The organism is Pedobacter sp. 22163, assembly GCF_052045595.1.
In the GTDB taxonomy this organism is placed as follows: domain Bacteria; phylum Bacteroidota; class Bacteroidia; order Sphingobacteriales; family Sphingobacteriaceae; genus Pedobacter.
Map to the genome: position 1 here is coordinate 20395 of NZ_JBQEPM010000002.1, position 13718 is coordinate 34112.

General features: G+C 38.4%; 14 protein-coding genes. 6 read left to right on the plus strand and 8 right to left on the minus strand.

What is annotated here, in order from left to right; translation table 11 throughout:
- Both ACTJKN_RS04455 and ACTJKN_RS04460 read left to right on the plus strand, forming a co-directional pair.
- The gene (locus ACTJKN_RS04455; protein ID WP_440823034.1) at positions 1-519 is read left to right on the plus strand and encodes a DsbA family protein; all 519 of its coding nucleotides are present in this window, start codon (positions 1-3) and stop codon (positions 517-519) included.
- A 327-nt stretch (positions 520-846) separates the two neighbouring features.
- Positions 847-2583, plus strand: coding sequence for a thiamine pyrophosphate-dependent enzyme (locus tag ACTJKN_RS04460; protein ID WP_440823036.1), 1737 nt, complete (start codon positions 847-849; stop codon positions 2581-2583).
- A gap of 146 nt (positions 2584-2729) precedes the next feature.
- Here ACTJKN_RS04460 and ACTJKN_RS04465 read toward each other — a convergent pair whose 3' ends face one another.
- The 3 genes from ACTJKN_RS04465 to ACTJKN_RS04475 all read right to left on the minus strand — a co-directional run bounded on the left by ACTJKN_RS04465 (position 2730) and on the right by ACTJKN_RS04475 (position 5730).
- Complete coding sequence (locus ACTJKN_RS04465; RefSeq protein WP_440823038.1) at positions 2730-3200, minus strand: hypothetical protein; 471 nt, start codon at positions 3198-3200, stop codon at positions 2730-2732.
- Positions 3201-3329: 129 nt separating this feature from the next.
- Positions 3330-4460 carry a 4-hydroxyphenylpyruvate dioxygenase gene (gene hppD, locus ACTJKN_RS04470; protein WP_440823039.1) on the minus strand — a complete coding sequence of 377 codons (1131 nt, stop codon included), beginning with the start codon at positions 4458-4460 and terminating at the stop codon, positions 3330-3332.
- 103 nt (positions 4461-4563) lie between these two features.
- A complete protein-coding gene (locus ACTJKN_RS04475) occupies positions 4564-5730 on the minus strand; it encodes a homogentisate 1,2-dioxygenase (RefSeq protein WP_440823041.1) in 1167 nt (388 codons plus the stop codon).
- A 279-nt stretch (positions 5731-6009) separates the two neighbouring features.
- Here ACTJKN_RS04475 and ACTJKN_RS04480 point away from each other — a divergent pair, with 279 nt between their 5' ends.
- From ACTJKN_RS04480 to ACTJKN_RS04495, 4 genes are all read left to right on the plus strand, one after another.
- Positions 6010-6465, plus strand: coding sequence for a hypothetical protein (locus ACTJKN_RS04480; RefSeq protein ID WP_440823043.1), 456 nt, complete (start codon positions 6010-6012; stop codon positions 6463-6465).
- Between the two features lie 67 nt (positions 6466-6532).
- Positions 6533-7528 carry a fumarylacetoacetate hydrolase family protein gene (locus ACTJKN_RS04485; RefSeq protein WP_108200769.1) on the plus strand — a complete coding sequence of 332 codons (996 nt, stop codon included), beginning with the start codon at positions 6533-6535 and terminating at the stop codon, positions 7526-7528.
- A gap of 398 nt (positions 7529-7926) precedes the next feature.
- Positions 7927-8814, plus strand: a complete 888-nt coding sequence (locus tag ACTJKN_RS04490) for a flavin reductase family protein (protein WP_440823045.1) — start codon at positions 7927-7929, stop codon at positions 8812-8814.
- A 24-nt stretch (positions 8815-8838) separates the two neighbouring features.
- Positions 8839-9444 (plus strand): YdeI/OmpD-associated family protein, encoded by a 606-nt coding sequence (locus tag ACTJKN_RS04495; protein ID WP_440823047.1) that lies wholly within the window; start codon positions 8839-8841, stop codon positions 9442-9444.
- A gap of 1 nt (position 9445) precedes the next feature.
- Here ACTJKN_RS04495 and ACTJKN_RS04500 read toward each other — a convergent pair whose 3' ends face one another.
- From ACTJKN_RS04500 to ACTJKN_RS04520, 5 genes are all read right to left on the minus strand, one after another.
- Positions 9446-9991 (minus strand): C40 family peptidase, encoded by a 546-nt coding sequence (locus ACTJKN_RS04500; protein ID WP_440823049.1) that lies wholly within the window; start codon positions 9989-9991, stop codon positions 9446-9448.
- A 116-nt stretch (positions 9992-10107) separates the two neighbouring features.
- Positions 10108-10482, minus strand: a complete 375-nt coding sequence (locus ACTJKN_RS04505) for a DUF4870 domain-containing protein (protein ID WP_440823050.1) — start codon at positions 10480-10482, stop codon at positions 10108-10110.
- Positions 10483-10533: 51 nt separating this feature from the next.
- The gene (locus ACTJKN_RS04510) at positions 10534-11235 is read right to left on the minus strand and encodes an SDR family oxidoreductase (RefSeq protein WP_215125811.1); all 702 of its coding nucleotides are present in this window, start codon (positions 11233-11235) and stop codon (positions 10534-10536) included.
- A 357-nt stretch (positions 11236-11592) separates the two neighbouring features.
- The gene (locus ACTJKN_RS04515; RefSeq protein ID WP_029275411.1) at positions 11593-11844 is read right to left on the minus strand and encodes a hypothetical protein; all 252 of its coding nucleotides are present in this window, start codon (positions 11842-11844) and stop codon (positions 11593-11595) included.
- A 31-nt stretch (positions 11845-11875) separates the two neighbouring features.
- The gene (locus ACTJKN_RS04520) at positions 11876-13657 is read right to left on the minus strand and encodes an aromatic amino acid hydroxylase (RefSeq protein WP_440823052.1); all 1782 of its coding nucleotides are present in this window, start codon (positions 13655-13657) and stop codon (positions 11876-11878) included.
- Between the last annotated feature and the right edge of the window lie 61 nt (positions 13658-13718).

Sequence of the window (13718 nt, forward strand, 5' to 3'; positions counted from 1 at the left end):
ATGAGTACTTTAAAACCTGAAATAAATAATAAAGATCACATTCAAGGTGATGATTCGGCGAGTGTAACCATTGTCGAATTTGGCGATTATCAATGCCCATATTGCGGTAATGCCTACCCGATTATGAAGGAAATTGAAGAAACATTCGGGCATCAGATCAAATTTATCTTCCGCCATTTCCCTTTGGCAAATACCCATGAGTTTGCTTTTCCGGCTGCCATTGCTGCAGAAGCGGCAGGTTTACAAGGTAAGTTTTGGGAAATGCACGATGCACTGTACGAAAATCAATACCGTTTAAGTGGTGAGCTTTTCGACGAACTGGCTGAAACGATTGGTTTAGATCTGGAGCAGTTCCAGCAAGACAGCACTTCCGAAGAAATCAAAAGCAAAATAGAAGATGATTTTGATAGTGGTGTGCGAAGTGGCGTAAACGGAACGCCTTCGTTTTATGTAAACGGAACTAAGTTTGATGGAGGGGCAACAGATCTTTATCAGATGCTTAAAGAAAGTACCGAATAATTTGCATAAAAAAAACCTCATGTATTTTGCAATACATGAGGTATCAGATAAGGGTAACCGGAAAACTAAAAAACTAATTATGAGTTTTTAGAATTTAACAAAATTGAAATCGCTTCGTGTTTTGTTATTTCAAAGGTGCACTTCATTTATGAAGTTTTAGTGAAGAAACTTCATCCATTCCATATTGCGATACTTCTGTTACAACCGCTCTGATGAAAGTCTTCAGTAAGTCAGATTGGCTTATTTCTATCTGTTATTCAAAACAATATAAGTGCTTCATCTATTTATAAAGTAACAATAAACAATCCTGATTAAAAAAATACCTTCATGAGTAAAAATGTGGCAGAACAACTGGTTGAAATGCTGGTTGAAGTTGGTGTAAAAAGAGTTTACGCCGTTACTGGAGACAGTTTAAATTATTTTAACGATGCGGTAAGGCGAAACGGCAAAATCAAGTGGATCCACGTGCGCAATGAAGAAGTTGGAGCCTTTGCGGCAGCAGCAGAAGCTGAACTTGATGGAATAGCCTGTTGTGCCGGAAGCTGTGGTCCGGGCCATGTTCATTTGATTAATGGGCTTTATGATGCGCACCGTTCTCATGTTCCCGTAATTGCTATTGCTTCAACTATCCCAACAGGCGAATTCGGAATGGATTTTTTTCAGGAAACCAATACCATTAAGTTATTTGATGATTGCAGTTATTACAACCAGGTAGCCACCACCGCGGCACAGGTACCAAGAATGTTCCAAACGGCCATTCAGCATGCCATTCATAAAAAAGGAGTCGCAGTTTTTGGTCTGCCAGGTGATGTAGCCCAAATGGATGCCATGGAAAGTGTAACTTCCATGCAACTGTTTAATAATAGGCCGGTCATCCGCCCTTCCGATCTGGAACTACATGGTTTGGCTTCGCTACTGAACAGTGAAAAGAAAATTATGCTTTATTGTGGAATAGGGGCAGCTGAAGCACATGATGAAGTGGTAGCACTTGCGGCTAAATTAAAAGCACCAGTTGGATTTTCGTTCCGTGGTAAAATGGGCATCCAATATGATAATCCTTACGAAGTTGGCATGACTGGTCTTTTAGGTCAGCCATCGGGTTACCATGCCATGCACGAAGCTGATGTGGTACTGTTATTGGGGACGGATTTTCCATATGTAAATTTTATGCCCGAAAAAAACAAAATTATTCAGATCGATGAGAGACCGGAACGGTTAGGTAGAAGGGCAAAACTAACGATGGGTTTATGCGGAAATATAACTGATTCAATTAAAGCATTATTACCACTTTTGGAAGAGAAGAAAGATGAAAATTTCTTGAAAACCCAACTCGAGTTCTATCAAAAGGTTAAAGAAAGACAACAGGTTTATGTAAACGATCAGGGCGAAGAAAATAAAATTCAGCCTGAATTTGTGGCTGAAACCCTTAATCGCTTAGCTGCACATGATGCCATCTTTACCGTTGATACTGGCATGTGTTGTGTTTGGGGAGCACGTTTTATTGATGGTACAGGGGAGCGTAAAATGCTCGGATCTTTTAATCATGGCTCGATGGCAAACGCTATGCCCATGGCTATAGGGGCTGCCTTGGCACATCCCGAAAAACAGGTAATTGCCCTTTGTGGCGATGGTGGTTTATCAATGCTCTTAGGCGATCTGGCAACCATTAAACAATATAACCTGCCAGTTAAGTTAATCGTTTTTAACAACAGGGCTTTGGGAATGGTTAAGTTGGAAATGGAAGTTGATGGATTGCCCGATAATGAAACAGATATGATTAACCCTGATTTTGCAGTGGTTGCGCAGGCCATGGGCTTTAAGGGGATAACAGTAGCCAAGCCTGAAGAAGTGGAAACAGCAATCAGTCATGCACTTAATGAAAATGGCCCTGTTCTATTGAATATCATGACCAATCCCAACGCTTTAGCAATGCCTCCAAAAATAGAATGGGCTCAAATAAAAGGCATGACTGAATCGATGGCCAAGTTAATGCTGGGTGGAAAAATGAGTGAGGTTATGGATACAATAAAATCAAATTATAAACATTTGGGGGAAGTTTTGTAAGGAAAAGAGGTAGTTAATATTAATTAGCCCGCAAATCCAATAAAAAGATCGTCATCTCGACTGAAGCGCAGTGTAATGGAGAGATCTATCTCGATAGACTTGTACTTCGCTCGAAATGACGAACTCTGATTTGACTCTTCAATGAATTATTTCTTCGAATAAAGATTTTGCAGATGCATGAGTGCCACGATCAATTTATCTTCATCACCAGCTAAACAATAATATTTAATTCCATTTTTATCATTGTCAGGTTCGTTTTCTCGCTTTTCGAAAACAGGATAAATTGATTTAAGGGTTGTACTATTCTGTTCAGGACTAACCTTAAAGCCTTTCCAATGCTGTATTTGCGATTTATTGGAGCTTTCTATCCTGGCATGATCTGAACTGGAAAATGTTTTTCCGATGGTGAAAATCCCGAAATTCATTTCTTCATCAATAGAGAATGAATGTGCTGTAATTTTAAATTTAGTTTCCTTGCCACTATGTAAGGTAATATCGGTTCCGCCGATGGCTTTTGCCAGTAATTGATTGATGTTTTTAACAATTTCGGCCTTTGTTTGTGCGAAGCCACTGAATGATGCAGCCAGTAATAAAACCAGCGTTAATTTTGTTCTCATAATAATTAAGGTTTAAATATTTGTGTGTAACTAAATTTAATCATTTTTTTCGCTAAATACATACCTAAAAATGAGTAAATAAAAAGGCAACCAGATTACTGATTGCCCTAAGTTTAGTTAGTGATAATATTATAAGTTGCCTCTTAATTCCTGCTCACGCTCTAACGATTCGAATAATGCTTTAAAGTTACCCGCTCCAAAACTCTGTGCACCTTTACGCTGAATAATCTCAAAGAAAAGGGTAGGGCGGTCTTCAACCGGTTTAGTGAAAATCTGCAACAAATATCCTTCTTCATCACAATCAACCAAAATGCCCAGGCTTTCCAGTAAAGATATTTCTTCATCAATTTTACCTACACGTTGCGGCATCATATCGTAATAGGCCTCTGGTGGTGCACTTAAAAATTCAACGCCACGTGCTTTCAGTTCTTTAACTGTTTTAACAATATCTTTAGTGGCCACAGCAATGTGCTGAACGCCTTCACCCTCATAATATTCCAGGTATTCTTCAATCTGCGATTTCTTTTTGCCTTCAGCAGGCTCATTAATCGGGAATTTCGAATAGCCATTTCCATTACTCATTACCTTACTCATCAAAGCAGAATATTCGGTATTAATCTGCTTATCATCAAAAGATAAGATATTTACGAAGCCCATTACATCCTCATACCATTGTACGGCTTCATTCATGCGGTTCCATCCTACATTACCCACACAATGATCGATATATAAAAGACCAGCATCGGCAGGTTGATAATCGCTTTCCCATACACGGTAACCCGGCATAAAGGTTCCGTTATAATTTTTACGCTCAATAAACATGTGTACAGTTTCGCCATAAGTATAAATACCGCTCATCCGAACCTCACCATTTTCATCAGTTAAAGTTTGAGGAGCAAGGTAGGATTTCGCGCCACGTTTTGTGGTTTCTTCAAAGGCGCTGTAGGCATCGTCTACCCAAAGGGCCAATACTTTTACCCCATCGCCATGTTTTTTTACATGCTCTGCTATCGGATGATCTGATTTTAATGCTGTTGTTAAGATCAATCTGATTTTACCCTGTTGCAATACATACGATGAACGATCGCGTACGCCAGTTTCTGGTCCGGCATAAGCCAGGCTTTGAAACCCAAATGCAGTTTTGTAGTAGTGAGCTGCTTGTTTAGCGTTACCTACATAAAATTCGATATAATCTGTTCCGTTAATAGGCAGAAAATCTGGTGCTTTTGATATTTTTTCTGCGAATGTTTGTGTTTCCATTGTTGTTGTTATTAATAAGTCCGAGGTCGGAGGTCCGACTTCAGAGGTTTTATGTTTTAGTTATCAATCTTCGGACCTCGGTCTCCCGACTTCCGACTAAATTTTATTCTATGTTAATCTGCCAGCTTTTGTGATAATTTTCGTCCTCAATATCCAGGGCATCCTGTGTAAGCATTAAAGGTTTAAAAGGATCGATCATTACCGCCAGTTCATCTGTTTTTTCTTTTCCGATCGATTTTTCTACGGTACCCGGGTGTGGCCCATGTGGAATACCTCCTGGGTGTAACGTAATTTGCCCTTTAACCACGCTCTTACGGCTCATAAAATCACCATCTACATAGTAAAGTACTTCGTCGCTATCTACATTGCTATGGTTGTAAGGTGCAGGAATAGAATCAGGGTGATAATCGTATTTGCGGGGAACAAAAGAACAAACTACAAAGTTGTGTCCTTCGAAAGTTTGGTGAACCGGAGGTGGTTGGTGCAAACGGCCCGTTATCGGCTCAAAATCGTGGATAGAAAAAACATAAGGGTAATGATAACCGTCCCAGCCTACATAATCAAAAGGATGTGTACCGTAGGTATATGGATAAATTAAGCCTTGTTTTTTAATCAGCACTTTAAAATCGCCGTATTCATCAAAGGTTTGGAGGTTTTCGGGCAGTCTTAAATCACGCTCACAGTAAGGCGCGTGTTCCATTAACTGTCCAAACTGATTTAAATATCTTTTTGGTGGTCTTAACGGACTAAAACTTTCTACGATGAACAGCCTGTTTTGTTCAGTATCAAACTCCATCTGGTAAATGGTTCCTCTGGGGATGATCAGATAATCACCATAAGCAAACTTAATTTCTCCAAATCCTGTTTTCAGCTTTCCAGAACCTTCGTGCACAAAGATCATTTCATCGGCCTGGCTGTTTTTGTAGAAATAATCCGTCATCGATTTTCTCGGCGCTGCTAAAATAATGTGTAGATCGCTGTTTACCAGAACGGCTTTTCTGCTTTTTAGAAAATCATCTTCTGGTTTAATATTGAAACCGATTAAACTTGTGTGTTTCAGGTGTTTTTCGCGTGCAATTTTTGGCTCAACACTGTACGCTTCGCCCAAATGTTTTACAATGGTAGGTGGGTGACAATGATAAACCAATGAATATAAACTTGAAAAACCTTCGGTTGATACCAATTCTTCGGCATACAGATTTCCATCGGGTTTACGAAAAACCGTGTGACGTTTAGCTGGAATCTGCCCCAATTTATGATAAATAGGCATAATAAATGATGTTATGGTTAGAAAAGAAAAAATCCTAATGGGTTAACAATCAAAACGGTAATGCGTTTCAATTAAAAAGAAAGGGAAGTGAAAATTACAGAGAATATTGAGCCATGATCAGCTTGGATAGCATCTTATAGCGACGGGCCGCAATGGCGTCGTTTACTAAATTAATATGTAATGCTTTTAAGATCATGGTTTTAATGGCACCAAGGTAAGTATTTTATTTAAAAGTTGAAATTTTAATTACCTTTAATTACTTACTATATAATCATCCCGATGAAATTTATTTTTACATGCTTATTTTTTTTAGCCTTGAGCTATGCCACTTTTGCGCAACAAAAAGCCAAGTACACCATTAGGGTTATAGACCGAAGTGGAAAAGCAACAAGGGGTTCTTTTTACGCTGCAGCCGATGATGGTTTAACAATTATCAGAAACCGGAAGGATACCGTAAAATTAAGTGCCGATAGTATCAGTGCATTATACATTCACCGTAAAGGGATAGCCGCACCGCTGGCCATTGCCGGAGGTTTAACATTTTTTGTATTGGCCGCAAAAAGTGATAAATTGGTCGAGTCGGTAGTGCTTATTGCTGCGGGTGTACCTGTTGGCGTATCGGGTGGAATGTTAATTGGTGGTTTACTCTCCAACAAAAAACATTATAAAGCACTTCAGGCAAAGGATTTTCCTTTAATTAAATCGAACCTTCAGAAATATACCGTATTAAAATAATAATGTTTAAGTTTTATTTTGAATGGCCTAATTTCTTAGCTTTACCGCGTATTTAACCAAATCATATATGAAACTAGTATCTTATAAAACTGAAGACAGGGAGCATCTTGGTATATTTATCAACGGGCATATTTATAACTTAAATAGTTGCGATAAATTGCTTCCAGATAATATGAGTACGTTTTTGCAAGGTGGCGAGGTGTTAATGGAAAGAGCAAAAAGGATAGACGATCAAATAAAAGATGGTAGTTTAGCTGCTAAAGAAGAAATTTTTTACGAGATTTTAGCTCCTGTTCCACATCCTACCAGTTGTCGTGATGGATACGCTTTCAGGCAGCATGTTGCTGCGGCGCGTAGAAACAGAAAGGTTGATATGATCCCTCAGTTTGACGAGTACCCGATCTTTTATTTCACCAACCACAACGCTATTCAGGGTACTGGCGAAATTGAATGTATGCCGGATCATTTTGATAAACTGGATTTCGAATTAGAGGTTGCTATTGTTATTGGTAAAAAAGGTAGAAATATTAAAGCTGCTGAGGCTGATGAATACATTGCCGGTTACATGGTAATGAACGATATGAGTGCCCGTACCTTGCAGATGGAGGAAATGTTGTTGAATTTAGGCCCTGCAAAAGGAAAAGATTTTTCTACCGTGATTGGCCCATGGTTGGTAACGCCTGATGAATTGTTGCAATATAAAGTTGCGCCTAAAGAAGGACATGTGGGTAATGCATACGATCTTAAAATGACCTGCCGGGTAAATGGCATCGAAGTTTCGAAAGGAAATGCTGCTGATATGGACTGGACTTTTGCTGAAATTATAGAACGTTGTGCTTATGGTGTAGATATCCTTCCAGGCGACGTAATTGGTTCAGGAACAGTAGGTACAGGTTGTTTCTTAGAATTAAACGGAACTGGTTTGCTTAACGATCCAAATTATAAAGTACAGTGGTTACAGCCAGGTGATGTTGTGGAAATGGAAATAACAGGCCTTGGTGCTTTAACCAATACGATTACTAAAGCAGATACCGATTTTTCGATTTTGGCATTGAAGAAATAAAAAGGTTCTTTAAACTGATTGTACCTATTTAGAAATTAATTTATTTAGTGCTAAATTATTAAGGCGGTCGTCATCCTGATACGAGAGCTATCGGATTCAGTTCAGGATCTATCTGATTAGATACTGACCACGTAGTAGCTACAAGACAATTGAAAATGCTACTTCTACTTGTAAAACAAGTTCAGCATGACGACCGTTGCGAAAAACCCAAAGAAACAATATCATCAAAAGGGATTTTGGTTTAAATTACTTAGGCTAACCTTGTTAACTAAACCTGATGGTAGCGTTATCTCCCGATTTTTCATCGGGAATATAGCGTATAGCAGGACTGCTGTTTCCCACTAACCACTGCATTTGTTTTCCAAAAACATAATTATAAAATTTAATCATTTAAAGTTTTGGTATCACTTAAAACCGAAGATTTAACTCCCGTAGAACTGCAAAATTATTTGCAATATGCTATCGCTCCGCGACCCATCTGCTTTGCCTCAACTATTGATGCCGAAGGGAATATTAATTTAAGCCCCTTCAGTTTCTTTAATATGTTTAGTACAAATCCTCCGATCTGTATTTTTTCCCCATCAAGGAGGGTGCGTGATAATACCACCAAACATAGCTTGGAAAATGTACTGCAGGTTAAAGAATGTGTCATCAATATTGTAAATTACGATATGGTACAGCAAATGAGTTTGGCCAGTACAGAATATGCCAAAGGCGTAAACGAATTTGAGAAAGCGGGATTTACCATGTTGAAATCTGAGCTGGTTCAGCCACCAAGAGTTGCCGAAGCACCAGTGCAGTTTGAATGTGTTGTAAATGAGGTGATTTCATTAGGTAATCATCATGGTGCAGGAAACCTCGTGCTGGCTGAAATAAAAGTAATCCATATTAATGAAGCTATTTTAGATGAAAATGGTCGGATTGATCAGCATAAAATCGATCTTGTAGCCCGTTTAGGTGGCGATTGGTACTGTAGGGTTACCAACGACAATTTATTTAAAGTAGCTAAACCCTTGGCTAAATTGGGTATAGGCGTAGACCGTTTACCGCATTCTGTCCGTTTTTCTAAAGTATTATCGGGAAATGATTTGGGCATGTTAGGAAACGTTGAACATTTACCAAGCGACGAAGAAATCGACCTGGTCAATACCCATCCAGAAGTAAAAGAAGTGCTCGATGCTACTATAGGCGATGTAACCAACCGCGAAAGAGAGCTGCACGAACTGGCAAAAAAGTTTCTTCATAACGGAGCGGTAGAGCTTGCTTTAAAGGTAGTTTTACTTTAAATTTATTAAGGTAATTTTTAAGCTATGCATACAATTGTTCAGGTAGATCAGTATATCATTAATTCGGCAGAATTTGCCATTCCCATTTTAGATCATTTAAGAAATCTGGTTCATAAAGCAGATGCGCGGATTGAAGAGAAAATGAAGTGGAGTATGCCGTTTTTTGATTTTAAAGGTACGGTTTGCCATATGGCATCCTTTAAACACCATTGTGCCTTTGGTTTTTGGAAGGGATCGTTAATGCAAGACGAGTACGGCATTTTTAAAGAACGGTCTGAAGCAATGGGTTTGTTAGGGAAAATAACATCTTTGGAAGATTTACCCTCAGATGAGATCCTGATTGCCTACATACAGCAGGCAATTAAATTAAATGAGGATGATGTAAAATTGCCTGCGAAACCGAAATCTACAGCCCAAAAAGAACTGATTATACCCGAATATTTTATCGAAGCATTAAAAGATGATCCTAAGGCCTTAGCTGTATTTCAGAATTTTAGTCTATCCAATAAAAAGGAGTATGTAATGTGGCTTGAGGAAGCAAAAACAGAGGCAACTAAACAAAAACGACTGGATACCACACTAGAGTGGCTCGCAGAAGGTAAAACAAGAATGTGGAAATATAAAAAGTAAGTTATATAATACTTACAATTTTCATGAAACGGGCCTTATAATGGCCATCAAAATCCGTAATGGTTACCTGATGCACTTTACCCGAAGAGGCATGGATAAACTTGATCCCGTTTTCATCAATAGAATAAACAATCCCAACATGACCGATTCTTCTTATTCTTGAATTACTGCCTGTAAAAATCAATACATCGCCTACTTTTGCGTTTTCCAGGCTGGTTTCTTTACCCGCATAGCTAAACTCGCGTGAAGAACGTGGGACCTTAAAACCAAAATTGCTGAATACATAACTTACAAAACCAGAGCAATCGAAACCAACTTTAGGATTGCTTGTTGCATAACGATAAGGGATACCTAACATGCTTTTGGCAAAATCGATTAAACTTTCAGATTGCTTAGCCGACGAATTGTTTGATAATTTATCCTCTTTAGGGAGGCTGGCAACTAGCTTTTTAACTAACTCCTGGTACTGTGCAGGTATGATGGTTTGGGCTTTTCCTGCCGTGGCAGACAAAATGAAAAACGCAATCGGGACTATTATTTTCTTCATATGTAGGAACCAAAGATATAAAAAATATCCAAAGTCGATTAAAATGTTGAAAATGAGTGCAAATAAAAAAGTCCAAACAATATGCCTGGACTTCTGATTAAAATATTTGTTTTCTATTAAATACTTGGGAACATGGATTGTGCTCTTTCACCAATTAATGGAATAGGTTTTTTTTCTCCCTGGATTGCAGCAATTAATCCGATAATCCACAATACGAATAATCCAATTTGAACAATCCGGAGTATATAAACAGCATCTAAAAAGCCGGTAGCAAAAATTAAAGGGATTAAAAATAAGCTTAAACCCCAGCTCAAAACGGTTGATGCCAGATGGAACAGAAGCGTTTGTTTTAAATGATATCTGCTCAATTCCGTTTGATTATCTTTATACATGGCGAAATGAGCAATTAACCATCCAATAAACCAAAAATAGCTTACTATTGCGGCACTTTTTCCATTATCGGCTGTTTTAAAAGGTGAGTTTGTTTCCATAGGTTTTTTAGTTTTTCGATTTAGCACGTAAATTACTAAATAATATGGATATTATGGCGTGGTAACCGCAACAGGTAAAATCTTTCCATTAAAGAATTTATGTCCGGTTTTAGCAAAATCGGTAACATATTTCCCCATTTCGAAGGCCATAACCGGGCTTTGGTAACCAGGGAAAGCAGCTTCTAGCATTTCCGTTTGTGCCGATCCTAATGCAAGGCAATTGATCTTGATTCCTGTTTCAGCCAATTCGAACGCCAAACATTCAGTTAAGGTGTGCAGCGCTGCTTTACTTGCCGAGTAAGCCGAAAGTCCTGGGAATTTAACGCTCCCTTGAAAACCACCCATGCTACCGATATTTACAATGTGGCTTCCGCTTTGCATTAAAGGCAAAATATGCTGAATCATCCTGAAGTGTGAGATTACATTGCTCTGTAACATTTCACCCAGATCAATTTCAGTAGTTTCTAAGAAGGGTTTATTAATTAAGGCCCCTGCATTGTTAATTAAGATGTCAACAGATCCTAATCGTTCCTTTAAAAATGGAACTAATGCAGCGTAATCATCATTTACAATGTCGAATTCTACTGGTAAAAGTGTACAGTCGGGATTAATGCCTTTAGCAATTTCTAAGAGTTTACGTAGTTTATCTGCCGATCGGGCAATGGCTACAATTTTGTTCTCTTTCTGTAAGCTAAACTCTAAAGCCGTTTCGAAACCGATTCCACTACTTGCACCTGTAATTATAATGTTCATTAAAAAAAGTTAAAAATTGTTGTAAAGTTAAAAGGTTTAAATGTTCGAACCTGATGAAATCAAAGTTAGGAAAAAAAGAGTGAGTCAACTAGAACCATGTTTGCAAGGATTAGAGCATAGCGATTACATCACTTGATTTACACATTATGTTGCAAATGTGGTTATCAGTCGTCCTCGTTATAAATAAGGATGATTAGAATTAATAATTAATTTAAGATATTTGAACGATAAGTTCGTCATGCTGACCTGAAGCGGAAAGCTACGAAGTAAATTTATTTCAGCATCTATTTTGCATTAAGACCCTGAAATAAATTCAGGGTGACGACCAGCTTTTAACCCCTTCATAATTGCAACCTATCAGTTAATTTCCCACTCATCTCTTAAATCACTTTGCCATTTAGACGGATCTTTAATATCTTTAAACATAATATTGCCTTCAGTATTATCAATTGCCTTTTTTAATTTCTGATACGATCCTTTTGGCTCTTCCACCATATTTGGCTGATGGTTTTTTATATCAACATCTTCTACAAAAGATAATGCCTTAAGCATCTTTTCGAGAAGCGCAGCATTTTGTTCGTTATCTACTTGTACTGTGATGGTTGTCATAACGTAAAGTTAATGAAATTAAAGAGATAAATCAATCCTCTGTAATCAGCTGGCTCACCGGGTTTTTAATTACATGTAAGCCATCGCTGATCAATTTCGTATGATCAAGCTCCCTGCCAGCTTTTATTTCCAGATAAACCTGAATTTCCTTTTCTAACTGATGATAAATCTTTTTGTGGTAGATAATCTCCAGAATTTCCAATGCACAAAGCCAATCCTGCCTATGGTTCGATTTTAGTTGTGCAAAAATTTCGGCAAGCTTATCCAAACCTTCGCCACTTTCCCTAATCTCTCTAACTGTTTGGTATAAACCGTGCAGTTTTAAGGTTTTATCATCATAAGCAATCTGATGCGTTTTCTCGTTGCTAATTAACGTAATCTCTTCATAAGCGTCTTTATCGGCAGCCCCATTAAAAACTGAAACAATGGTTTCGCCTATGGCCATATCATAAATGCCCCATTCGGGTTTAAACAAGATATTTCCATTGCGCTCTGTAACGGTACAGTCTTTAAAGGCAATTAAAAGGAGTTTGTTGCTTTCCGTAATAATGTCCTTAACCACACCAATTACTTTAATGCCGCTTTCAAATACAAGTTCAGTTTTTTTACCTGTAATTATTCCTAAAGCCTGTAATTCAGCAGTGCTACAATCTTCCAGTGCTTTTGCAGCATCTTTTAACCGGCCAACGGGCGATGAAAAACCATCAGCGTGGTAATCTTTCCCATGGCCGCTCAATTGTTTTCCGTTAAAAGCCAATGCCGAAGCACCGGTTGTTTTAATAAACGTTACCTCATCTTTTGTACCCACACCAATGTCGGTAAATACACCACTTACCTGTAAGCCCGAACTATAAACTGCTGTGGCTACATTTTTACAGGAAATTGCTTTCATAATGCTTTCTGTGCCACCTTTTCTAAAGGCCATGGTATTGGCAAAGGTTTCCAAAACATCAATCAGATTTTGGAATGTTTCGGTTACAAAAAGCTGCGGTTGTGGCTTGGTAATATCGTAAGCGTAGTTAATCGTATCGATGTTGTACCAAATTTTTTCCACATTATTTTGCATACAGGTTGCACTTTCACCGATAGAAGAAAGTAAACCGGCACCATAAATTTTTGGGTTTTCTAAAGTACCAATCAGTCCATACTCAACCGTCCACCAGTGCAAGCGACCAAGTAAAGCCATTTCAGAAGGTTCGCCCATGTTTTCGCTGATGTAGCGCAGCTCTTTCTCTGCCTTGGCAATCTGAACCTCGTCTGCATCTACAGCTTCCTTCAGAATCGATAGTTTCCTAATAGCCTCGTAAAGTTCAAAATCCTTTGCCGAAAACATGGCTTTTGCACCAATTGAGCCAAAATAACTTAAGTAATTATTGTAATCCGTATCGGCAATAATAGGTGCGTGGCCGGCACTTTCGTGTATTATATCTGGTGCAGGTGTATATTCAATGTGATTAATCTGGCGGATGTCGGCAGCAATAACGAGTACACGGTAGGCCTGATATTCCATAAAAGCAGCTGGCGGAATAAAGCCATCAACAGTTACGGCGCCCCAACCAATCTTGCCCAGGTTATCGTTCATTGTTTGAAGGTCGGGAATGTGTTCGATACTTAAACCCGCTCGTTGTAAGCCTTTTATGTAAGGATAGTAAGCAACATTTTTAAGATAGCTATAATTCTGTCGCATTACGTAACGCCACACCGCTTGATCAATGGGTGTGTATTTTTCGTAATTCTGGGCAACAATAAATTGCTTTAAATGATTGGGCAATTTTGCTACCTGCGCATTATTAAAATCATTAAAATGGCTCATGGTTAATCTGAAAATAAGTTGGTCGGCAGCTAAGTTAGGATGTTGTTTTTATCTTATCAAG

Coding starts and splice junctions, on each gene's coding strand:
- ACTJKN_RS04465 (WP_440823038.1), bottom strand. CDS start 3,200: ATGAGAACAAAATTAACGCTGGTTTTATTACTGGCTGCATCATTCAGT.
- hppD (WP_440823039.1), bottom strand. CDS start 4,460: ATGGAAACACAAACATTCGCAGAAAAAATATCAAAAGCACCAGATTTT.
- ACTJKN_RS04495 (WP_440823047.1), top strand. CDS start 8,839: ATGCATACAATTGTTCAGGTAGATCAGTATATCATTAATTCGGCAGAA.
- ACTJKN_RS04460 (WP_440823036.1), top strand. CDS start 847: ATGAGTAAAAATGTGGCAGAACAACTGGTTGAAATGCTGGTTGAAGTT.
- ACTJKN_RS04475 (WP_440823041.1), bottom strand. CDS start 5,730: ATGCCTATTTATCATAAATTGGGGCAGATTCCAGCTAAACGTCACACG.
- ACTJKN_RS04455 (WP_440823034.1), top strand. CDS start 1: ATGAGTACTTTAAAACCTGAAATAAATAATAAAGATCACATTCAAGGT.
- ACTJKN_RS04515 (WP_029275411.1), bottom strand. CDS start 11,844: ATGACAACCATCACAGTACAAGTAGATAACGAACAAAATGCTGCGCTT.
- ACTJKN_RS04480 (WP_440823043.1), top strand. CDS start 6,010: ATGAAATTTATTTTTACATGCTTATTTTTTTTAGCCTTGAGCTATGCC.
- ACTJKN_RS04500 (WP_440823049.1), bottom strand. CDS start 9,991: ATGAAGAAAATAATAGTCCCGATTGCGTTTTTCATTTTGTCTGCCACG.
- ACTJKN_RS04520 (WP_440823052.1), bottom strand. CDS start 13,657: ATGAGCCATTTTAATGATTTTAATAATGCGCAGGTAGCAAAATTGCCC.
- ACTJKN_RS04485 (WP_108200769.1), top strand. CDS start 6,533: ATGAAACTAGTATCTTATAAAACTGAAGACAGGGAGCATCTTGGTATA.
- ACTJKN_RS04505 (WP_440823050.1), bottom strand. CDS start 10,482: ATGGAAACAAACTCACCTTTTAAAACAGCCGATAATGGAAAAAGTGCC.
- ACTJKN_RS04510 (WP_215125811.1), bottom strand. CDS start 11,235: ATGAACATTATAATTACAGGTGCAAGTAGTGGAATCGGTTTCGAAACG.